Annotated in this window: 17 protein-coding genes; 13 read left to right on the top strand and 4 right to left on the bottom strand. The window is 60.1% G+C overall.

What is annotated here, in order from left to right:
- Positions 1-25 precede the first annotated feature (25 nt).
- The 7 genes from ACFE70_RS03020 (at position 26) to ACFE70_RS02990 (ending at position 5,210) form a co-directional block, all read left to right on the top strand.
- A complete protein-coding gene (locus ACFE70_RS03020; protein ID WP_375416234.1) occupies positions 26-406 on the top strand; it encodes a GxxExxY protein in 381 nt (126 codons plus the stop codon).
- A 51-nt stretch (positions 407-457) separates the two neighbouring features.
- A complete protein-coding gene (locus ACFE70_RS03015; RefSeq protein ID WP_375416233.1) occupies positions 458-1,831 on the top strand; it encodes a lactate utilization protein B in 1,374 nt (457 codons plus the stop codon).
- 112 nt (positions 1,832-1,943) lie between these two features.
- On the top strand, positions 1,944-2,147 hold the full coding sequence (locus ACFE70_RS03010) for a helix-turn-helix domain-containing protein (RefSeq protein WP_375416232.1): 204 nt from the start codon (positions 1,944-1,946) through the stop codon (positions 2,145-2,147).
- The gene (locus tag ACFE70_RS03005; protein WP_375416231.1) at positions 2,144-2,479 is read left to right on the top strand and encodes a HipA N-terminal domain-containing protein; all 336 of its coding nucleotides are present in this window, start codon (positions 2,144-2,146) and stop codon (positions 2,477-2,479) included. The genes ACFE70_RS03010 and ACFE70_RS03005 overlap by 4 nt, the downstream gene beginning before the upstream one ends.
- A gap of 65 nt (positions 2,480-2,544) precedes the next feature.
- A complete protein-coding gene (locus ACFE70_RS03000; RefSeq protein WP_375416230.1) occupies positions 2,545-3,504 on the top strand; it encodes a HipA domain-containing protein in 960 nt (319 codons plus the stop codon).
- Between the two features lie 108 nt (positions 3,505-3,612).
- Complete coding sequence (locus ACFE70_RS02995) at positions 3,613-4,671, top strand: hypothetical protein (protein WP_375416229.1); 1,059 nt, start codon at positions 3,613-3,615, stop codon at positions 4,669-4,671.
- A 191-nt stretch (positions 4,672-4,862) separates the two neighbouring features.
- Complete coding sequence (locus tag ACFE70_RS02990; RefSeq protein WP_375416228.1) at positions 4,863-5,210, top strand: hypothetical protein; 348 nt, start codon at positions 4,863-4,865, stop codon at positions 5,208-5,210.
- Between the two features lie 195 nt (positions 5,211-5,405).
- On the opposite strand, the gene ACFE70_RS02985 is transcribed toward ACFE70_RS02990, so the two are convergent.
- The 3 genes from ACFE70_RS02985 to ispF form a co-directional block, all read right to left on the bottom strand.
- Positions 5,406-7,103 carry a M28 family peptidase gene (locus ACFE70_RS02985; protein ID WP_375416227.1) on the bottom strand — a complete coding sequence of 566 codons (1,698 nt, stop codon included), beginning with the start codon at positions 7,101-7,103 and terminating at the stop codon, positions 5,406-5,408.
- A gap of 61 nt (positions 7,104-7,164) precedes the next feature.
- Positions 7,165-8,871: a M28 family peptidase gene (locus tag ACFE70_RS02980; RefSeq protein WP_375416226.1), complete on the bottom strand. Its 1,707-nt coding sequence runs from the start codon at positions 8,869-8,871 to the stop codon at positions 7,165-7,167.
- A gap of 149 nt (positions 8,872-9,020) precedes the next feature.
- Positions 9,021-9,500, bottom strand: a complete 480-nt coding sequence (ispF, locus tag ACFE70_RS02975) for a 2-C-methyl-D-erythritol 2,4-cyclodiphosphate synthase (protein WP_375416225.1) — start codon at positions 9,498-9,500, stop codon at positions 9,021-9,023.
- A 219-nt stretch (positions 9,501-9,719) separates the two neighbouring features.
- Between ispF and ACFE70_RS02970 the strand changes: the two genes are divergently transcribed.
- The 6 genes from ACFE70_RS02970 to ACFE70_RS02945 all read left to right on the top strand — a co-directional run bounded on the left by ACFE70_RS02970 (position 9,720) and on the right by ACFE70_RS02945 (position 18,469).
- Complete coding sequence (locus ACFE70_RS02970; protein WP_375416224.1) at positions 9,720-10,334, top strand: TetR/AcrR family transcriptional regulator; 615 nt, start codon at positions 9,720-9,722, stop codon at positions 10,332-10,334.
- Positions 10,335-10,394: 60 nt separating this feature from the next.
- The gene (locus tag ACFE70_RS02965; RefSeq protein ID WP_375416223.1) at positions 10,395-12,083 is read left to right on the top strand and encodes a TolC family protein; all 1,689 of its coding nucleotides are present in this window, start codon (positions 10,395-10,397) and stop codon (positions 12,081-12,083) included.
- Between the two features lie 177 nt (positions 12,084-12,260).
- Entirely contained in the window at positions 12,261-13,415 is a 1,155-nt protein-coding gene (locus ACFE70_RS02960) for an efflux RND transporter periplasmic adaptor subunit (RefSeq protein WP_375416222.1), read from the top strand.
- A gap of 125 nt (positions 13,416-13,540) precedes the next feature.
- Entirely contained in the window at positions 13,541-16,984 is a 3,444-nt protein-coding gene (locus tag ACFE70_RS02955; RefSeq protein ID WP_375416221.1) for an efflux RND transporter permease subunit, read from the top strand.
- 160 nt (positions 16,985-17,144) lie between these two features.
- Positions 17,145-17,435, top strand: coding sequence for an acyl carrier protein (locus tag ACFE70_RS02950; RefSeq protein WP_375416220.1), 291 nt, complete (start codon positions 17,145-17,147; stop codon positions 17,433-17,435).
- Positions 17,436-17,686: 251 nt separating this feature from the next.
- Positions 17,687-18,469, top strand: coding sequence for a hypothetical protein (locus ACFE70_RS02945; protein WP_375416219.1), 783 nt, complete (start codon positions 17,687-17,689; stop codon positions 18,467-18,469).
- Positions 18,470-18,809: 340 nt separating this feature from the next.
- On the opposite strand, the gene ACFE70_RS02940 is transcribed toward ACFE70_RS02945, so the two are convergent.
- Positions 18,810-19,736 (bottom strand): DUF1232 domain-containing protein, encoded by a 927-nt coding sequence (locus ACFE70_RS02940; RefSeq protein WP_375416218.1) that lies wholly within the window; start codon positions 19,734-19,736, stop codon positions 18,810-18,812.
- Positions 19,737-19,861 lie beyond the last annotated feature (125 nt).

Genomic DNA, 19,861 nt, shown 5'->3' with positions numbered 1-19,861 from the left:
TTAAAAATTAAGTTTCGCGAAGTGTATGCACGAAAATCAATTAGCTGGGCTCGTGATGACGGCTGCGTTCCGGGTGCATACTGCGCTGGGGCCGGGGCTGTTGGAAGCGGTATATGAAGGGGCATTATTGCATGAGTTGCGCAAAGCTGGATTACGAGTCGCCAGCCAGGTTGCGTTGCCCGTAATATATGACGGGGTGAAGTTGGCGGATGTTGGCTATCGCCTGGATTTGCTGGTTGAAGATAAACTGATTTTAGAGCTGAAATCCATTGAGGCGTTGGCGCCTATTCATATCAAGCAGCTTCTGAACTACCTTAAACTGTCTCATCTCCGACTGGGCTTGCTCATCAATTTCAACGTCATCTCCCTTAAAGACCATATTCACCGCGTTGTCGACAACCTCTAATCTTACTTCGCGAAACTTAATTTTTTAACTTCTTTTAAACTTCGCGTTAAATTGAAAGCTCATCAATTCCAAAAAGACGCGGAGCTAAAAGCCTTCGACCTGGAGCACCGCCGCAAAATCCGCTTCAACATCGGCAAATACGACGCGGCCGTCACACTGGGCTTGGGCTACTACGCCGACCACGAGCTGGCCCGCGCCCGCGGCGCCTACCTTAAGGCGCAGGCGCTGGAAAAGCTAGACGAGTACTTGCTGGAGTTTGAAAAGAATTTCAGCGCCCGCGGTGGCCGCGTCATCTGGGCGCAGAACACGGAGGAGGCTTTAAACGCCATCGGCGAGCTGACCCAGGCCCACCAGGCCAAAACCGTCGTCAAGGCCAAAAGCATGACGACCGAGGAAATCCACCTCAACGACTACCTCAAAAAGCAAGGCATCAAGTCCGTCGAAACCGACCTGGGCGAGTTCATCGTGCAGCTCAACGGCCAGCGGCCCTACCACATCGTGACGCCCGCCATGCACCTGAGCAAGGCCGATATCAACGATATCTTCGTCAAACACCTGGGCACCGAACCCACCGACGACGCCCAGACGCTGGTGCTCACCGCCCGCCACCTGCTGCGGGGCCAGTACACCACAGCCGAAGTCGGCGTGACCGGCGGCAACTTTCTCATCGCCGACGTTGGCGCCGTGGCCGTCACCGAGAATGAGGGCAATGCCCGCCTCTCGGCTACTTTCCCCAAGCTCCACATCGCGGTAGTCGGCATCGAGAAAGTCATTCCGCAGCTTACTGATTTGGATTTGTTCTGGCCGCTGCTCAGCACCAGTGGCACCGGTCAGCAGGTCACGGTGTATAATACGCTCTACTTCGGCCCGCGCCAGCCCGGCGAAGCCGACGGCCCGGAGGAAATGGTCGTCATTCTGCTCGACAACGGCCGCACCAACCTGCTCGCCCAGCCCGGAAGCCGCGAGGCGCTGCGCTGCATCCGCTGTGGCGCCTGCCTCAACGTGTGCCCGGTATACAAGAACATCGGCGGCCACACCTACGAGACGACGTATTCCGGCCCCATCGGCTCGGTCATCTCGCCCCACCTGAGCGGCCTGCCCGAGCACCAGCACCTGAGCTTCGCCAGCACCTTGTGCGGGGCCTGCACCAGCGTGTGCCCGGTCAAAATCAACCTCCACAACCTGCTTTTGCGCAACCGTCAGCAGAGCGTGCGCGAGGGCCACAACACCACCCAGGAAAAGCTGGCTATCGGCCTGTGGCGGCAGGCCATGCAGCACCGCTGGCTTTTCGACGTGCTCCCTACCCCCCTCAAAAGCTGGAGCCTGGGTTTATTGCTTGATAAAGTGGGCTGGAACCGCCGCCGCGCCGCGCTGCCGGTGGCGGCCAAGTCGTTCCGGCAGCTTTGGGCGGCGGAGCGGGGGTAGGGAATGATTTGTGCGGATATTTATCAACAATACAGGCAATATTCTGCCTATTTATAATGATAAGATGCTAATCGTGGTTGAATAATTATAAATTAGGCGGTATATTGCCGCCATGTTAGAGAAAACGTTAGGGCTAACTATTGAGTACTATCGAGATAAGTCAGGGCTTACTCAGCACGAACTGGCTGAGCTGAGCCATGTATCAGCGCGCACTATCAGAGAGTTGGAAGCAGGCCGAAGCAACATTGGCATTCAACCACTGGGACGCTTGCTGCAAGCGTTGGGACTGACATTACAGATTCAGCCAGCCAGATGAAAACCACGCTTGCGGAAGTTTTTTTCAACGGAATGGTTGCTGGAGTCCTAAGTCAGGGTCAAGAAGGTTTTACTTTTCGCTACGATGCCGACTACCTCGCCTCCGCCCAGCCGCCCATTAGCCTGACCTTGCCCAAGCAGACTGCTGTCTTCCGGTCGCCCGTCTTATTCGCCTTCTTCTTTGGCTTGCTAGCCGAAGGCACGGCGAAAGAGATTCAGTGCCGCGACCTGCTGCTCAACGAAAACGACCATTTTACACGCTTGCTGCGCACGGCGCACTCCGAAACCATCGGCGCCGTTACCGTGCGGCCGGTTGCCAAAAAGCTGTTATGAGCTACTGTGCTGCCTGCCTGCGCCGGCTGAAGAAAACTGAATTAGACTTTTGCTTGCTTTGCCGCATGGAGCTTTTTAACGGTGCGCCAGTGCCCGCGCGCTTGCCATTAGCAGCGCCGAAGCAGGCCACGCTACAGGAAGCCGAGCATTTTCGGCAGCTCACGCGCCAGATTTCCATCTCCGGAGTACAGGAAAAGTTTTCGCTCGCCCTCAGTACTGATGAGCCCGGCCGGTTGGAATTAGTCGTGCGCGGCGGGACGTATATTCTCAAGCCCGTTCCTCCTGCCCGGTTCGCGGCGGTGCAAAGCGTGCCGGCCAATGAGCATTTCACGATGCAGCTGGCCCGGCAGGTATTTAAGCTGCCCACTGCTGCCTGTGCGCTGATGCAACTGGCCGATGGTAGCCCCGCCTATCTTACCCGGCGCTTCGATGTAGGCCCTGACGGGCTGCATCTGGCGCAGGAAGATTTCGCCCAACTAAGTCAGCGCACCGAGCAGCAACACGGGCTCAACTACAAATATGATTTTAGTCACGAGGGCATCGGCACCTTGCTGAAGCACTATCTGCCAGGCTACTATCTGCCTGAAGCTACCCTCTTCTTCCGCCTCACCCTCTTCCATTATCTCGTCTCCAACGGCGACGCCCACCTCAAGAACTTCTCGCTGCACCGCCGCCCCGAGACCGGGGAGTACCGCCTTACGCCCGCCTATGACCTGCTCAACACCAGCCTGCACGTGCGAGACGGCAACGGGCTGGCCCTGGACTTATTTGCCAACGACCACGAGACGCCGAGCTTCGCGGCCAATGCCTACCTGGCCTACGATGACTTTCAGGAGCTGGGCCGTCGCCTGGGCCTGCCCGCCAGCCGGGTGCGCCGCCTGCTGCTGGATATAACCGGCCACGAAACGGCCACCGAGCAGCTGCTGGCCCGCTCGTTTCTGCCGGCCGAGCAGCGCGAGCAGTACGCCGCCAGCCTGGCCAGCCGGCGCCAGCGTCTACGCTACTCGCTGGCCAGTGCCACTTAGCTTTTCAGAGTTTTTCATTCGGGTGGAGCAGCCTCGAAATTAGCCATCCCTACCCCCCTTTGCGTTTGAAATGGCGCGGGGCGCCAAGCCGCGCCTTGTCGCTACTTTATGGAGTATCTTTTTCTAGGCTGGCGGGTGCTGTTGGGCTTGTCGGGCATCGGGCTGGTCATCGTCACCTTGTCGGCCGCCATCCGCTCGTTTATTCTGCCGCGCAACGAGACCGTACGGGTCAATGCCTTCGTATTTATTGGGGTGCGGGCGCTGTTCGACTTGGCTGCTTCGGCGGCGCGCACCTATGCCCGGCGCGACAGCATCATGGCCCACTACGCACCCGTGGCCCTGGTGGCGCTGCCCATTGTGTGGGAAGCCATGCTGAGTTTGGCGTACACCCTTATCTTCTGGGCCTTGGGCGAAGGCTCCTGGTACAAGTGCTACCAGCTTAGCTGTAGCTCCTTGCTCACGCTGGGCTCCTCGAAGTCCCATAACGTGGCCGTCACCGTGTTCAGCTACTCCGAAGCCACGCTGGGGCTGCTGCTGCTCACGCTGCTGCTCTCCTACCTGCCCACCATCTACCAGGCCTTTTCGCGGCGCGAAACCACCGTGGCCCGCCTGGAGCTGCGGGCTGGCGCGCCGGCCAAGGCCAGCACGCTGCTCTTGTGGCTGCACCGCGGCGAGGGCGGCTTGCAGGATGATACCCAGCAGTGGGGCGACTGGGAACAGTGGTTTGTGGAGCTGGAGGAAAGCCACACCTCGCTGCCCATCATCTCGTTTTTCCGCTCGCCCCAACCCGGCCGCTCCTGGGTGACGGCCTGCGGGCTGATTCTGGACACGGCCAACCTCTTTTTCGCGGCCCTCGACGTGCCGCGCCTGCCGCAGGCCGAGCTGACCTTCAAGGCCGGCTGCATCTCCCTCAACCGTATCTACCGCTACTTCGACACCAAGGCCAAAGTCGAGCCGACCAACCTGCTGCCCGGGAGCGAGGCCGACGAGAAGCCCGGCCAGGCGGACTTCGAGGCCGCCTGCGACGAGTTGGCTGCGCGCGACCTGCCCGTGCGCGCCGACCGCGCTGCGGCCTGGCAGCAGTTTCAGGAGCTGCGCTCCCGCTACCAGCCGGCCCGCGAGTTTCTGGCCGAACTCACGATGGCCCCGGAAAGCAAGCTGACCTGAGCGGCCCGCCGAGCGGCCGGCTGCGGCTTTGAGAACAAGCCAGGGCCGCCGGCCGGCGAAACCCAGCCGCTTGGGGTAGAGAGGGGGGTAGGAAAGTTAAAGCAGCTGAAGCAGGGCCGTGATGCGCGCGTCAGCGAGCTATTCCACCGAGCCGCCTGGCTTGACTGAGCGCTCCCCCGGCCGCTCTACCTTTGCCCGGCCTACCCCCTCTGATTAGTGAAAACAGATTTTGCCGCGGTCCTGGCCGCCGAGCGGCTGCCCCGCTGGTTCTGGCCGCTGCTGCTGGGGGTGAACTCTGCGACTTTCTGCATAAAAAGGGCTTCGGCGATGAGCGGCCCGACCAGCCGCTGGCGCCCACGACCCCCGGCGGGCCGCCCTACCTGGCCGAGTGCATCGCCCGCGGCGCCCGCTACCTCTACACCAAACACTCGCTGGTTTTCCACGACCCGCGCCTGCGGCCTTACTTGAAGCGCGAAATCATGAGCGTCGGCAACTTCGAGGTCTGGGAGCTGCAAATGCCGGCGGCTTTGCCCAAGTGAAGGGGGGTAGGGGTTGGGCAGTGGCGGCAGGCTGCTTGGTAAGGTGAGACCAAAAAGCACTCTGGCGCGTGCCAAAGTGCTTTTTGGTTAGTTGACAAACCCCTTGGAAGGGGTAGTGAAAGTCGCCCGAAACCTGTCTAGCCGTCATGCTTCAACAAGCGCAGCATGACGTCTGAAGACTTTCCTTATGCCCCCTTAGGGCTTATTAGAATCGACTACCACGCGGTTGTCGCGGTTGGCCAGCTCCCAGGCGGTGTGGAAGATGAGCTGGTTGCGGCGGGTCAGGGCGGGGAAGTCGATTTTGTCGATGTCGTCGGTGGGGCGGTGGTAGTCGGGGTGCAGGCCGCTGGTGTAGAAAATGACCGGCACCTTGTGCTTGGCGAAGTTGTAGTGGTCGGAGCGGTAGTAGATGTGCTCGGGGTCGGCCGGGTCGTTATACTTATAATCCAGCGCGACGGGATTGTACCTGGTGTTGGTAGCCTCGCTCAGCGCGTGCAGCTCGGAGGAGAGCTTGTCGGAGCCCACCAGGTAGAGGTAGTCGCCTTTGCCCATATGAGTGCTGTCGACGCGGCCGACCATATCGATGTTGAGGTCGGCCACGGTGCTTTCGAGCGGGAAAACCGGGTGGTCGGTGTAGTACTTCGAGCCGAGCAGGCCTTCCTCTTCGCCGGTATTAGCCAGAAACAGAATACTGCGGCGCGGGCCGTGGCCCTCCTTTTTGGCTTGCGCAAACGCCTGCGCCATTTCCAGCACCGACACCGTGCCCGAGCCATCATCGTCGGCCCCGTTATAGACCACCCCATTCTTGATGCCTTCGTGGTCGTAGTGGGCCGAGATAACCAGCACTTCATCTTTCTTATCGGTGCCCTCAAGGTAACCGAGCACGTTTTCGGTGGTGAAGGTCTCTCTTTTGTTTGCCGCCTGTAGCGTGAGCGCAACTGGCTTAAAGGGCGAGGCGATGGGTTTGCCGGCAGCAGCCACAGCCTTCTGGTACTTGACTAAGCCAGCGGTGGTGGTGCCCAGCATCGCGGCGCCCATCTCGGGCGAGACGATGAACAGGTTCGTGCTGATGTTGCTCGACTTTGGCACCGGCTCGTCGGGAAAAATCAGCTGCTCAGTGCGGTCGAACAGGCCCTTGTAGTCCTGGGGGACCTGGGCAAACGCTGCCGCGCTCGAAGCAATGCGAAACGTGGAGCGGGGGGCCAGCGAGCGCACGGCCGGGGAGCGCGCCGTCATCTCCGCGACGCCGCCGGTACCGTAGGAGCTGGGCTGGCCGGCTTTGCCCAGCAGCGGCTGGCCCGTTTTGGTCAGGGGCTCGCCGAGCAGCATCACCAGGTGCTGGTCCTTCAAGTTGGCGGCACCAGTGGCGAAGTCGGCGTAGCCTTTGGTGCTGATGCCGTAGCCCACAAAAGCGGGCTGCACCGTCGCCGACGTGGTGGAGGCGTCGCGCAGCAACAGATAAAAATCCTTGTCCACCACAAACGTCCGATTCCCAATCTTCACCGATGAGGCCGGGTCCAGCCCGACGCGGCTCAGGGTAAAATGCTGAATGTAAGGGTTGTCCGAATCTTTCACCGGCCCGGCCAGCCCCAGCTCAGCAAACTGCTTGCTTAGGTACTCAGCGGCCATTTTCTGGCCTTTCTGGCCGGTTTCGCGGCCCTCGTACTCGTCCGAGGCCAGCACGCTCAGGTGCTGGCGCAGGTCCTCCTGGGTGATGGTGCTGGCGTAGGTCAGTGACCAGTCGGTGGTGGCTTCGGCGGCGGCAGGGGGGGTAGGGATTTTGGCCGCCCGGCCGGGCTTCGACTTCACCTTGACTTTGGTGGGCTGGGTTTGGGCCGGGGCCAGGTGGGTGGCGGCCAGCAGCAGCGCGGCGGCCAGCAGGGGATTTCGCATTGTGGAAGAGGACGTTTAGAGGTGAAGCAGGAGTTGAAGCCTGATTGCCTTTTGAGGCTAGCTAGGGCTTGTTGGAATCGACCACGATGCGGCCCTCGCGGTTGGCCAGCTCCCAGGCGGTGTGAAACACCAGCCGGGCCCGTTTCTCCATTTTCGCAAACTCAATCTTGCCGATTTCGTCGCTGGCCTGGTGGTAGTCGGCGTGCTCGCCGTTGAAGAAAAACGCCACGGGTATCTTCTTCGCCGCGAAGTTGTAGTGGTCGGAGCGGTAGTAGTAGCGGTTGGGGTCGGCGGGGTCGTTGTACTTGTAGTCCAGGTCGAGCTGGGTGTACTGGCGGTTCATCTGCTCGTTCACGGCGTGCAGCTCCGAACTGAGCTTGTCGGAGCCGATGACATAGACGTAGTCGGGCTTGCCCTCGTGCTGCGGGTCGGTGCGGCCAATCATGTCGATGTTGAGGTCGGCGATGGTGCCGGCCAGGGGCAGCACTGGGTTGTTGGCGTAGTACTGCGAGCCGAGCAGGCCCTTTTCTTCGCCCGTCACGGTCAGAAACAGGATGCTGCGGCGCGGGCCGTGGCCTTCCTGCCGGGCTTTGCTGAAGGCCTCGGCCAGCGCCAGCACAGCGCTGGTGCCGGAGCCGTCATCATCGGCCCCGTTATAGACTTCGCCATTCAAAGTGCCTAGGTGGTCGTAGTGGGCCGAAATGACCAGCAGCTCGTCCTTTTTGTCGCTGCCTTCGAGGTAGCCCAGCACGTTCTCGGTGCCAAAAGCCTCGCGCTTTTTCTCGGTCTTGACTTTGAAGCTGGCTACCTTGAACGGTGACTTAACTGGCTGCTTGGCCGCGCCCACGGCCGCTAAGTACTTGCGCACAGCCGCTTCATTACTTTTCAGCAGCGTATAGCCCACGGCCGGCGCCACGTACAAACCCGGCGCGTAGCGCACCGGCTGGTCGGCGAAGCGGATGCCCGGGGCCGTGATACCGGGCGTGAGCCGGCCCACGAGCTTGGCGAAGTTGGCATTGGGGCTGAAATCGACGAAAAACACGCTGCGGGCGCCTTTTTTGGCGGCTTGCTCCAGCTTGGCGCTGGGGTTGGCCTGGCCCCAGCGGGTCGGCTGGCCATCGGTGCTGAGGGCGGGCTTGCCGTCAGCCGTCAGCGGCTCGCCGCTGAGCAGGAGCAGGTCCTTGCCTATCACGTCGCCGGCCAGGGCGTAGTCCGAGTAGCCTTCCTGCTCGATGCCGTAGCCCGCAAACACGGGCTGCACCGTGGTCAGCTGCTGAAACGGCGGGTTGCCGCGGGCGTAGAAATCCTGGAGCCAGGCGTAGGTTTTATTGCCCACCTGCAAGGTCTGGCCGCCCGGTGCCCAGGTGCTGCGCTCCAGCTCAAAGGCCTGCTGATTGGGGTTGGCGCCGGTTTTCACCGGTCCGGCCAGTCCATCTTCCCGGAAGCGCGCGGTGATATAGTCGGCGGCCATTTTCTGGCCTTTCTGGCCGGTTTCGCGGCCCTCGTACTCGTCCGAGGCCAGCACGCTCAGGTGGCGGCGCAGGCCATCGGCGGTGATTAAATCGGCGTAGCGCACCGACCAGTCGGGGTTGGCATCAGCGGAGGGGGTAGGGATTTCGGCGAATTGCGGCGTCACCCGCACGGGCTGGGTGGTGGGCTGATTGATTGCCCGGTTTTTGGATTTGACCTTGACTTTGGTGGGCGTCTGGGCCAGCAGGGGGGGTAGGGAAGCGGCGGCCAGCAGCAGGGCGAGGCAGGTTTTTTTCATGGGGTGGGAGGCAATAGAAACTAGCACGTCATGCAGAGCGCAGCGAAGCAGCTCGGGCGGGTGGTAATCCAATCGGGTGGTCAAGCTTGATTACTTCCCCACGCGAGATGCTTCGCTGGCGCTCTGCATGACGGGCGTTTCGGAATGAATTAAGCTTTGGTTATCAGTACGGTAGCATACGCCGCCACGCCCTCGCGCCGGCCTACGAAGCCCAGCTTCTCGGTTGTGGTGGCCTTGATGGAAATCAGCTCCGGGTCGATTTGCATCACCCCGGCCAGCGTCTGCTGCATGGCCGGGATGTGGGGGTTGACCTTGGGGCTTTCCAGGCAGATGGTCGAGTCGATGTTGCCGATTTCGTAGCCTTTTTCGCGCAGCAGGCGCAGCACGCCGGCCAGCAACTTCTTCGAGTCGATGCCTTTGTATTGCGGGTCGGTGTCGGGGAAGTGAAAGCCGATGTCGCGCAGGTTGGCGGCGCCGAGCAGCGCGTCGCAAATGACGTGGATGAGCACGTCGGCGTCGGAGTGGCCCAGCGCGCCGTGGGTGTGGGGCACTTGAATGCCGCCGAGCCAGAAGGGCAAGCCGGGCTGGAGTTGATGCACGTCGTAGCCGAAGCCGGTGCGGAAAGTCATAAGCAGCGGCACCTTGAAAGGACGGGAGGGGGTAGGGAGCCTGGGCAAAAGTAGGCAGCGGGCCGCCGCTCGAAGAAAGGCAGCAACGGGCAAAGTATTCGGGCGGGCGGCGCGTCTGGTTTGGGGCGGGGAGTTTGGGGCGGTGCAAAGCAATAACGAAAAATCAATGGAAACTTTAGAATCATTAAAAGTTTCCGTCGTATCTTTGCCTCGCAACTTATGGAACCCAAAACCCGCATCCTGCTCTCGGCCGAAAAGCTGTTCATGCGCGCCGGCATCCGCTCGGTGAGCATGGATGACATTGCGCAGGAGCTGGCCATCTCAAAAAAGACGCTCTACAAGTGGTTTGAAAACAAAGACCAGATGGTGCACGCCGTGATGCAGAGCCACCTGGGCCGTGAAGCCGGCGAGTGCGAGGGCCTGATAAAAGAGGCTACCTCGGCCATCGACGAGCTGTTTCGGATGATGGACTGGCTGCGGGCGCAGTTCTCGGACGTGCACCCCGGCATCTTTTACGACTTGCAGAAATACTACCCCGAAAGCTGGGTTTTGTGGACCGAGCACAAGCACAGCTACATCCTGCGCCAAATCAGCGACAACCTGCACCGCGGCATCCGCGAGGGCCTTTACCGCGCCGACCTCGACGTGGACGTGCTGGCCCGCCTGCGCCTGGCCCAGATTGAGCTGGCCTTCAACGCCGATGTGTTTCCGCCCCGGCAGTTTGAGGTGCAGCGCCTGCAACAGGCCATCCTCGAACATTTCATGCTGGGCGTCGCCACGCTCAAGGGCCACAAGCTCATTAACTCCTACCGCCACGTCATCGAGGAAGAGTAAGGCTTAAGTAATTATTACTCAACCATAACGAAGCTTTGTTTTCCCCGTTTTGTTGGTTTTATGAAACATCTTTTTGCTTTTTCCAGTCTGCTGACCGCCGCGCTACTAGGCGGGGCGCCCCAGACGGCGCGCGCCCAGCAGACGCCGCCCAACCTGGGACAGCCCGCGGCCGGCGCCGCGATGCCCCTCACGCTACAACAAGCGGTGAGCTACGCTATCCAGAACAAGTCGAGCCTGCTGGCCACGCGTTTGGCCGAGCAGACGGCCCGCGCCCGCGTGGGCGAAGTCAAGAGCGGCGGCTTGCCGCAAGTGAGCGTAAGCGCCAACATCGCCGACAACTTCAAGCTCCAGAAGTCGCTCGTGGACTTCGGGGCGTTTGGCGCTCCGCCGCTACGAGGCACCACTCTCACGGCCGATGATATTAAAAACGCGCAAGCCGGCGGCGCCGTGACGCTCAATCCGGCCTACGGCGAGGTGGTGCGGACCGGCCCATCGCCCATCGCCTTCGGCCAAACCTACGCCGGCTCGACCAGCGCCAGCGTCTCGCAGGTGTTGTTCGACCCCTCGCTGTTCATTGGGCTGCGGGCGGCCAAGGTATACGAGCAGCTCTCGAAAAAGCAAACCCAGCAAGCCGAAATCGACGTGGTGGAGCAGGTCAGCAAGGCGTATTATAGTACGCTCGTGGCCCGCGCCCGCCTCGCGCTGCTCTCGCGCAACGTGCAGCGCCTCGACACGGTCTTGTTTCAGACCCAGAAAACCTTTCAGGCGGGCTTCGCCGAAAAGCTCGACGTGGACCGCCTGCGGGTGCAGCGCAACAACTTAGTGGTGGACCAGCAAAATGCCCAGCGCCTGACCGAGTTGAGCGTGGCCCTGCTCAAGTTTCAGATGGGCCTGCCCCAGCAGCAACCCGTGCAGCTCACCGACTCGCTGGGCGCAGCCGTGGTGGATGCGGCGGCTTTGCGTCAGCGCCTGGGGGTAGGGAATTTTCAGACCGGTGGCGGCGCCAATGGCATCAACGCGCTGCCCACGCAGCCCGCCGCTACGCCCGGCCAGGGCAACGCGGCCGAGCAAAACCGCCTCGACCAGCAAACCGCCCTGAGCGGCGCCCGGCCCGGCCAGGCCGCGGCGGCGTTCAACTACAACAATCGCATCGAGTTCTCGGTGCTCGAAACCCAGCAGGCGCTGGCCGGCCTGGACCTGAGCAACCGCCGCGCCGGCGCCTACCCCCGCCTGCTACTCACGGGCGCCTACGGCTTCACCGGCTCCGACCCCAAGCTCGGCGGCCTGCTCGATTTTCGCGGACCCAGCTCGCGCAGCAGCGCCGGCTTTATCAACCAGAACTGGTTTGGCTTCGGCAACGTGGGGCTGAGCTTGAACGTGCCGGTGTTCGACGGCTTCCGCCGTAAATACCAGGTGCAACAGGGCCGCATTCAGCAGCAAACCATTGAGCGCGGCCTCGAAACCCTGCGCCAGAGCATCGACTTGCAGGACGCGCAAAGCCGCGCCACGCTCATCAATGCCCTCGACGTGCTCGATAATCAGAAGGCTAACCTGGATTTGGCCGCCGACGTGTCGCGCGTCACGCGGATTAAGTTTAACGCCGGCGTAGGGTCGAACCTGGAAGTTATTAGCGCTGAAACCGACTTGCGCGCCGCCCAGACCAACTACTACGGCGCCGTTTATGACGTGCTGGTGGCGAAGGTGGACCGCGATAAGGCCACCGGCGAGCTGTATCAGCAAACCAAGTAATTTAATTGATTTTCCTACCCCCCGGTTGTCATGCTGAGCCCCGCGAAGCATCCTCTCGCCGGAGAACGAACCCAAAACGGTTGGTTACTGCTCGTTCCGTAGTGAGAGGATGCTTCGCAAGCTCAGCAGGACAAATGGGGGGTAGGGAAACCCTCAGCCTAACAACGATTTAAGAAGATGCGCCCAATTACTCTTTTCCTCGCCGCTCTCACTGCCGCCACGCTCGCCGCCTGCGGCGGCTCGAAAGACCCCAAAGCCGAACTCGCCGCCCTTAAAAAAGAGCAGGCTGATAATCAGGCCAAAATCGCGGCCCTCGAAGCCAAGGCCGGGCCGGCCGCCGCCGATGGCAACCCGGCCCTGACGGCCACGCCCGTCTCGGTGCTGAACGTGCAGCCCGAGAGCTTCAAGAGCTACCTCGAAGTGCAGGGTCGCGTTGATTTTGACCAGAACGCGACCGTGGGCGCCCGCGCCGCCGGCACGCTCACCAGCCTGCGGGTGCAGCGCGGCGACCGGGTGCGCAAGGGGCAGGTGCTGGCCACGGTGGACGCCTCGATTCTCGATGCTGGCATCGCTGAATTGCGCACGCGCATGGAGCTGGCCCGCACGGTGTATCAGCGGCAGAAAAGCCTCTGGGACCAGCAAATCGGCACCGAAATTCAGTTTCTGACCGCCAAGAACAACTACGAGGCGCTGCGCCGCAACCTGAGCACGCTCAATGAGCAGCGCGCACTCTATAGCGTGGTGGCGCCCTTTAGTGGGAGCGTAGATGAGGTGCTGCCCAAGCTGGGCGAGGTAACTGCGCCAGGGGCGCCGGTCGTGCGCCTGACCGGGGGCACAGGCGGCAAGATTCTGGCCGACGTGTCGGAAGCCTACGGCAACAAAATCAAGGCCGGTGATAAGGCCCTGGTGACTATCCCGGACATGGGCAACGAGGAAATCACGGCCACGGTCCGCACGGTGAGCCGCACTATCAACGCTACGAGCCGCACCTTCACCGTGGAGCTGCGCTTAGCTGGCAACCGCGCCGCCACGCTGCGCCCCAACATGGTGGCGACGGTGCGCATCCAGAACTACGACCGCGAGAAGGCCACGGTGCTACCCGTCGATTTGGTGCAGAAGGACGAGCAGAACAGCTTCGTCTATGTTGCCAGCAAAGAGGGCAACAAGACCGTCGCCAAGAAGCGCGTTATCAAAACCGGCGCCACCTACAACGGCAAGGTGGAAGTCACCAGCGGCCTCGCGGCCAACGACCAGGTGATTTCGGCCGGCTACCAGAACCTGAACGACGGGCAGGCCGTGGCGGTGGCAGGCGCCGCCAACGCCGTCCGCTAAGCAGCCGACCACTCGGTTGAAGTCCGCGTCGTTCCCTACCCCCTCGTTCGGACGGCAAGCGGATGGTCGGCTCTGAGCCGACCGTCCGCTCCCAATTAAGCTTTCCATTTCACTGAAAGAAAGTTATGCAAGACGTAGAAAAAGAATTCGGCCCGACCAGCTGGTCCATCAATAACAAGACGAGCATCTACATTATGACCGTAATACTTTGTATTGCGGGCATCTTCGCCTACATCAAGCTGGGCAAGGAGAAATTCCCGGATATCGTGATTCCGCGCATCATCGTGGCCACGGTGTATCCGGGCACCTCGCCGGCGGATATTGAGAACCTGGTCACGCGCCAGCTCGAAAAGGAGATTAAGAGCGTGAACGGGGTGAAGAAAATCAACTCGACCTCGAACCAGGACTATTGCATCGTGGACGTGGAGTTCAACTCCAACGTGGATGTGCAGTTCGCCAAGCAGCTCATCAAGGACGCCGTGGACAAGGCGGCCAGCGAGCTGCCCAACGACCTGCCTACCCCCCCTTCGGTGAACGAGGTCAACATCTCGGAGCAGCCGATTATGTACGTCAACCTGGCCGGCAACCTGCCCGCCGCCCAGCTCAAGAAGCTGGCCGACGACTTTCAGGACCGGATTGAGGCGCTGCCCGAAATCACCCGCGTGGATATCGTGGGCGCGTTGGAGCAGCAGGTAAACGTGGACGTGGACCTCAACAAGCTGCGCGCCTCGCGCCTGGGCTTTACTGACATCACCCGCGCTATCGGCGCCGAGAACATCACGGTTTCGGGCGGCTCCATCGACGTGGGCAACCAGAAGCGGGCCGTGCGCGTGGCCGGGCAGTACGTGCGCGCCTCCGACATCGCCGACATCCAAATCAAGAACCTCAACGGCTCGGCCGTGCGCCTGGGTGATATTGCTACCGTGGAAGACGCCTTCAAGGACCGCGAGAGCTACGCCCGCCTCGACGGCAAGCCTTCGGTGAGCCTGAACGTGGTGAAGCGACAGGGCGAAAACCTGATTGACGCCTCGGATAAGATTAAGAAAATCGTGGCCGACTCGAAGGGCAGCGTGCCCCGCGAGCTGACCATCACCATCACCGGCGACTCGTCGAACGACACCCGCGTGACCCTGCACGACCTGATTAACACCATCATCATCGGCTTTTTGCTGGTGACCCTGATTCTGATGTTCTTCATGGGCACCACCAACGCCCTGTTCGTGGGTTTGTCGGTGCCGCTGAGCATGTTCCTGGCCTTCGTGATGCTGCCCACACTGGACTTTTCGCTCAACATGATTGTGCTCTTCGCCTTTCTGCTGGCGCTGGGCATCGTGGTCGACGACGCCATTGTGGTCATCGAAAACACCCACCGCCTGCTCCACGAGCACCCTAACCTGACTACGCCCAACGCGGCCAAGTTCGCGGCCGGCGAGGTGTTCGTGCCGGTGCTGGCCGGCACGCTCACTACGGTGGCGCCGTTTATTCCGCTCATGTTCTGGCCCGGCATCGTGGGCTCGTTCATGTACTACCTGCCGGTGACGCTGATTCTGACCTTGCTCTCGTCGCTCATCGTGGCCTTCATCATGAACCCGGTGTTTGCCGTCAGCTTCATGCAGCGCGATGAGCACCTCGACCGCGTGGAGACGCCCAAGCTGACCCGCAACTTCCTGCTGGCAATGGGCGGCCTGGCTCTGATTGCCGTCGTTGGCTACGTGGCCGGCTCGCCCTTCGTGGGCAACCTGATGCTAACCGTCATCCTGCTGATTTTCCTGAACAAGTTTGTGTTCGTGCGCATGATTGCCTGGTTTCAGAGCCGCGCCCTACCCCGCTTCCAGAACGGCTACGCCAACTTGGTGCGCACCGTGACGGGCGGCACGCTCTGGCGGCAGGGCGCGATTCTGGCGGGCATGGTGGTGTTGTTCGTCCTCTCGATTGTGGCCGTGGGCATTCGCAAGCCCAAGGTTGCCTTCTTTCCCAAGGGCGACCCCAAGTTCATCTACACCTACCTCAAGATGCCCGTCGGCACCCGCGTGGACGTAACCGACTCGGTGACGAAAGTGCTGGAACAGCGGATATATGGTGTCATCGGGCGCAATAACCCCGACGTGGAATCGGTGCTGACCAACGTGGCCATTGCCGCCGGCGACCCCGGCGAGGCCACCACGCAGGGCGTCTCGCAGTCGCACCTGGGCAAGGTGGGCGTGGCCTTCAAGGAGCTGAGTGAGCGCACCGGCCCGGTGACGAGCACCTATATGGACAAAATCCGGCAGGTGGTGAAAGGCATTCCCGGCGCCGAAGTTTCCGTGGACCAGGAGTCCAGCGGGCCGCCCCAGGGCAAGGACATTGCCATCGAGGTGGCCGGCGACGACTATGTGCAGCTGGCGGCGCTTTCCAAGAAAGTGACCCGCTACATTGATTCGCTCAAGATTGGCGGCATCGAGCAGCTGCGCTCGAACCTGGAGGACCGCAACCCCGAAATCGCCGTCAACATCGACCGCGTCCGCGCCAACCGCGAAGGCCTGAGCACCGCCCAGATTGGCTCGGAGGTGCGCACGGCCATCTACGGCTTCGAGGCCAGCAAATTCAAGACCGCCGACGACGACTACCCGATTCAGGTGCGCTACGCCAAGCCCTACCGCGACGACGTGGACGCCATCGTGAACTCGCCGCTCACCTTCCGCGATGCTACCGGCGCCGTGCGCCAGGTGCCGATTTCCGCAGTAGCGGATGTGACCTACAGCACGACCTACGGCGGCATCAAGCGCAAGGACGTGAAGCGCGTCATCACCATTTCCTCGAATGTGCTCAACGGCTTCACCGGCCCCGATGTGGTGGCCAACATCCGGCAGGCGCTCCAGGCATTCCCTACCCCCCCCGGCTACACCATCCGCATGGGCGGCGCCGAGGAAGACCAGAAAGAGACCAGCGACTTTCTGCCCTTAGCTGGCTTGCTGGCGCTGGGCTTGATTTTCATGATTCTGGTCACGCAGTTCAACTCGTTCAGCAAGCCGCTCATCATCCTGAGCGAAGTGCTGTTCTCCATCATCGGGGTGCTACTGGGCCTGGCCGTCACGGGCATGAACATCAGCATCGTGATGACGGGGGTAGGGATTATCGCCCTGGCCGGCATCGTGGTGAAGAACGGGATTTTGCTCGTTGAATTCACCGACATGCTGCGCTCGCAGGGGATGCCGATGCGCGAGGCCATCATTTTGGCCGGCCGCACCCGCCTGAATCCGGTGATTCTGACCGCCACAGCCGCCGTGCTGGGCCTGATTCCGCTGGCCATTGGCTTGAATATCGACTTCTACGAGCTGTTCAACTCCGGCAACCCGCACTTCTTCATCGGCGGCGAATCGGTGGTGTTCTGGGGCCCGCTGGCCTGGACCATCATCTTCGGCCTGAGCTTCGCCACGCTCATCACGCTGGTCGTAGTGCCGGTGATGTATCTGCTCAGCGAGACGCTGAAGGGCAAAATCACGGGAAAAAACCCCGATGCGCTTGCAACCAAACAAGAAGCCGCGGACTCTGAGGAGATAGAAGCCGCTCGCCCGGCCGTGCTGGCTTAAGAGCCGGCTCCGCGAAATCTGACCCTTTTGGCCCGGCTGGCTCGCTGCTGGTCGGGCCCTAGCGGGTCAAAGTATTCAAATTAGCTTTCACAAGTGGTTTAAAGTCTGCGCAATAAAAAGCGCACAGTTACGCTCTCCACCATTCTTTTTTCTGCAAAAAATGTACATCTCTTCCACTATCGATACCTTGCCAGCGGGCTCCCTACCCCCCGCCGTGGCTTCGGCCGCCATCAAGCAGCAAGTGCTGCGCATCATCAGCAAGCGCAAAGCTATTCGGGCCTCGCGCCTGCGCGTGAGCAGCAGCCTCAGCCGCGACCTGTGCTTCGACACCGTTGATGTCGTGGACATCATCCTGGAGCTGGAGCGCAGCTTTCACATCACGGTGCCCGACGAGGTACCGTTCTATACTGTGGGCGACTTTGTGCGCTACGTGACGGCGCACGCGGCGTGACGCCTTTGGCTTAATGAGGAGGGAGGAATGAAAAATAAATGGCCTTGACCACTGATTTTTCATTCTTCCCTCCTCGTTCTTCATTGAAGGTATTAAGGGGTTCCTTTTCTAAATGGGCCAATTTATTAGGATAGTTCTTTTTGAGCAGAGCCGCTTATGCTTGTAACAATGGACTCAAAATAGAAATTAATCAATAATTATCTGTAGATTAGCCGTCGAAGTCAGCTTACTTTCATCATTACCTTCATTTTATGAAAGACTTTTCCATTTTTCTTCGGAGCATTACACTGAGTATACTTATCATCAGCGCTCAAGCATGTACAAAAGAAGAGACAGCCCCAATTGCTGCTAGTGCTGATACAATTAGCGATGCCAAGTTGACAAAAGAGACTGAGAGTGAAGGTAATACAGTCGATGGTAGCCAACTTGAAACCAGACGTGAAAAAACTTTAAGTCAATCAAGTGAAAAAAAACCGGATAAGACCGGTGAAGTTTCTCGTACACTAGAGTGCTATGACTATTGGGATGTATATTATAATACATATACTGGAGAAATAGTAGGTAGAGAGTACGTAGGTAGAGAATGCTCTGGGGGTGACTATGGTGGTGGAGGCGGTGATGGTGGAGGCGGGGGTGGGGGCAGTGGTAGTGGCGGCGGGACTAGTGGAACCAGTTTTCCCAACGGCATTTACGATGAATTAGCTACTGTTCAACAAACCACTCCTACATTAGGTAACTATGCCGCTACGTTGCGGCTGAGCCCCAATACCTACCAAGTAATCAACGTAAAGGTCGAGTTAAATACAGTAACTAAGGACCTCAAAAAAATAGTTGTGACTCTAAATGGTGTGACGTGGCTCACTAAGGTAACTCAGGTAGGTGACGGCACTCTAACTAAGTACAACGCGACTACCGATACGTACTCCTTCCAAGTAGGGCTTCTGAAAGAAGTAGGAGGGGTTTGGAGCACTACAAAAACTATATATGGTACAATCTCTCCTACTCGCGGAGTTGGTACATTAACTATTCCCTAATATATTAACCCTCTTTTTATATGATAATCATGTCATTTTCAACATCCTACTGGGTTGAATCAATTGGCTACACTTTCCTTTTAATGGCCAGTATAGCTGTTGCGTTTTTGATGCTACGTGCGTTAGTGCGACTTAATTATCGAAAGAAGGGGGGTAGAATTCTATAAACCCTGTCCATCATGACTCTAAATGAAAAGAAAGCCGCTAGTAGAACTGTCACTTAGTGACAGTTCTACTAGCGGCTTTCAGACATATTCATAAAATACCTTTTATGATGTGAATTTATCGGAAAGACAGGCATTCACTCTTTTAGAAGAGGAAACTCATTAGGCACGGCGGTCTACCGCACGTTGCCGCCCGCATCCATGCCGCCGGTGCGGCTGCCTTCACGGCTGCCGCTGGTGTTGAACGTGTCGTCGCCTCCACCGCCGTTGGGCGAGCTGGGGCGTACGTCGGGGCCGGCATTATGCACGGGGGCGCTCGTGCTGCTGCTGGGCGAGCCCAGACCGGCGTCGGTGGCCGATTGGCAGCTCAGAGCGGGAGCCGAGGGCAGGTCGATGGTGCCGGCGTTTTTGGCGGATTGCGAGGCCGGCTGGGCCCGGTCGCGGTCGGAGTCTGATAAGGCAGTGGTGCCGCCGCTCTTGTTGCCGGCGGTCATGTTGTCAGCGTCGGGGGCCGCTTCACCTTGCTCGTCAAGGGCGTCGGCGCGATGCTTGGCGTAGTTGCCAGAGGAAGCGGTAGCCGTGCTGGCCGCCGCGAAAGTAGAAGCCTGGGTTTCCTTATCGGTAGGGGAATAAGCGCCGCTGGCGGCCGGTTGAGCGGCCGGCCGGTGGTCTTCTACCACAGCCGCGCTGCTGGTTTCCCAATCAGCAAACTTTTCTAACTCATGCTTGATGGTGGTCGAGAACCAGGCGACCAGCGCCACGTCGTCGAGCATACCGAGTACCGGAATGAAATCGGGAATCAGGTCAATCGGACTCAGAAAATAGATGAACACGGCCACGGCGGCGGCGATCGTAGTGCCGGGCACGCCGGTGTACTCGCCCGAGGCGGCGGCGCGCACCAGCCGGAACAGGCTTTGTAAGGTGGTCCAGGCTTCGTGGGCCAGCGTGCCCACCTCATTTTTCTCGCTGGCCTTTTGATAGGCATCGGTCAGCAGCTGTTTGAGGCGGGTGGGCTGCTGAATATAAGCTTCCGCCTTGCCAAGAAACTTCTTGAACAGAGCGGAGGCGGCAACGTCGTTGCCGGAGGGGTTGCGAGGGTCCATAGGGGGTAGGGAAAGTGAAGAAAGCAGCGGGGCTGCCGCCGGCTTATACTGGTTTTAGGGAGTAGGGGTTGAATCCGGAAGCGGCGCTGGGGGCAGAAATCGGCCGTCGCAACCTGCGCGGCGCC

Origin of the sequence: uncultured Hymenobacter sp. (assembly GCF_964243305.1) — a bacterium.
In the GTDB taxonomy this organism is placed as follows: domain Bacteria; phylum Bacteroidota; class Bacteroidia; order Cytophagales; family Hymenobacteraceae; genus Hymenobacter.
Note: the sequence above shows the minus strand (reverse complement) of the source record. Positions and strands in the feature narration are given on the sequence as shown.

Bases quoted from the DNA above. Each gene is read 5' to 3' on its own strand.
- ACFE70_RS03020 (WP_375416234.1), top strand. From the start codon at position 26: ATGCACGAAAATCAATTAGCTGGGCTCGTGATGACGGCTGCGTTCCGG.
- ACFE70_RS03010 (WP_375416232.1), top strand. From the start codon at position 1,944: ATGTTAGAGAAAACGTTAGGGCTAACTATTGAGTACTATCGAGATAAG.
- ACFE70_RS03005 (WP_375416231.1), top strand. From the start codon at position 2,144: ATGAAAACCACGCTTGCGGAAGTTTTTTTCAACGGAATGGTTGCTGGA.
- ACFE70_RS03000 (WP_375416230.1), top strand. From the start codon at position 2,545: ATGGAGCTTTTTAACGGTGCGCCAGTGCCCGCGCGCTTGCCATTAGCA.
- ACFE70_RS02995 (WP_375416229.1), top strand. From the start codon at position 3,613: ATGGAGTATCTTTTTCTAGGCTGGCGGGTGCTGTTGGGCTTGTCGGGC.
- ACFE70_RS02985 (WP_375416227.1), bottom strand. From the start codon at position 7,103: ATGCGAAATCCCCTGCTGGCCGCCGCGCTGCTGCTGGCCGCCACCCAC.
- ACFE70_RS02980 (WP_375416226.1), bottom strand. From the start codon at position 8,871: ATGAAAAAAACCTGCCTCGCCCTGCTGCTGGCCGCCGCTTCCCTACCC.
- ispF (WP_375416225.1), bottom strand. From the start codon at position 9,500: ATGACTTTCCGCACCGGCTTCGGCTACGACGTGCATCAACTCCAGCCC.
- ACFE70_RS02970 (WP_375416224.1), top strand. From the start codon at position 9,720: ATGGAACCCAAAACCCGCATCCTGCTCTCGGCCGAAAAGCTGTTCATG.
- ACFE70_RS02965 (WP_375416223.1), top strand. From the start codon at position 10,395: ATGAAACATCTTTTTGCTTTTTCCAGTCTGCTGACCGCCGCGCTACTA.
- ACFE70_RS02960 (WP_375416222.1), top strand. From the start codon at position 12,261: ATGCGCCCAATTACTCTTTTCCTCGCCGCTCTCACTGCCGCCACGCTC.
- ACFE70_RS02955 (WP_375416221.1), top strand. From the start codon at position 13,541: ATGCAAGACGTAGAAAAAGAATTCGGCCCGACCAGCTGGTCCATCAAT.
- ACFE70_RS02950 (WP_375416220.1), top strand. From the start codon at position 17,145: ATGTACATCTCTTCCACTATCGATACCTTGCCAGCGGGCTCCCTACCC.
- ACFE70_RS02945 (WP_375416219.1), top strand. From the start codon at position 17,687: ATGAAAGACTTTTCCATTTTTCTTCGGAGCATTACACTGAGTATACTT.
- ACFE70_RS02940 (WP_375416218.1), bottom strand. From the start codon at position 19,736: ATGGACCCTCGCAACCCCTCCGGCAACGACGTTGCCGCCTCCGCTCTG.